Genomic DNA, 1,191 nt, shown 5'->3' on the forward strand with positions numbered 1-1,191 from the left:
CTGGGCAGTTTCTCTTTCAGGGCCGGGTCCAGATGGCGCCCGGCATAATGATCCGGGTTACCGGTGAGAATCACCCGGTGTTTTGAGCTGACCTTGACAGGGTGGCCATTCACATAGATACAGGGTTTCGGTTCCCATAAGCCGTTTAATGACGCCAGCAATCCGGTTTTGGCGAGATTGGCTTCATCCAGCACCAGGGTAACGTACTCGCCGTCTATGTCGGACGGGGTACTAGCCCATTCCATCAGGGCCCGGTTTTGCTGTTTCATAGAGCGGTCGCCACTGGTGTGCTCTTGCCACTGCCAGCGTTTCATGAGGGTTTGTTCGCTGTCAGAAGGTCCAAGGGATATCACCACAGCCTGTCCTGAGGCCTTCGCCATTCTGGCAGAAAAGTAACTTTTTCCAGTGCCGGTTTCCCCCTGCAGGAATAGAACGGGAGAGTCCGCCAACCGGTCATGGAGTCGGTACAATCGACGGTTTTCACGATCCTTCTGACTCATCTCGCCGTAATAAAGATCATGGGCCAATGCTGACAGTGGCTTATCAGCGGAACCCTGCCATTCCAGTGATTGAGACAGTCGGTTTTCTATGCGTTCAATGCATTCTGCGTCGGAATTCCCTGTTTTGGCCATGTGAAAACAATCGGTGGCCAGAGATTGAATGGCATCGGATCGGGTCTGCCCTGATGACAGAGGTAAATGCCAGCCAGAAGCCAGTGCATCTTGTATACGTTTGATCTGTCTTGATGGTCTGATGGCTAACGTTTGATATTGTTCTGCTGCCGCTGGATCAACTGCCAACTGATGCGCTATTGCCTGTCGTTGTCGTTCCGGCGAGTGGGCAACGATCGCGGCACAGAGCTCATCCAGAGATTTTTCAGTCGACAAAAATGGAAAGGGTTTTTCATAGGACAGTTTTAATACTCTGAATTGAGTCTCGTTAAAGGCTGCCGGGTCAAAGGCTCTGGCCAGTGGCCATGGGTTCTGCTGCACAAACGCTCTGTCCAACTGCGGGGTACTATTAATGATGTCATTTAACCGATCCGGGTCCACTGAGGCAGTTTGCTCCTCATCCGGCTTTTTATCAGCATCCGGCAGTAACTGCCAACAGGCTACTTTCATAAAATCACGCACTGACGGATTCTGCCGGGTGCCATGGGTGATGACACTATTAATGGCCTTCCGCCAGTGG

The 1,191-nt window shown here is 52.1% G+C and carries 1 protein-coding gene; it reads right to left on the reverse strand.

Translation table 11 applies throughout. The annotated features are described in order from the left end of the window. On the reverse strand, positions 1–1,191 hold a 1,191-nt coding region (locus tag KDK18_RS08250), incomplete at both ends, for an AAA family ATPase (RefSeq protein ID WP_257254428.1).

The organism is Endozoicomonas sp. SESOKO3 (assembly GCF_024606255.1).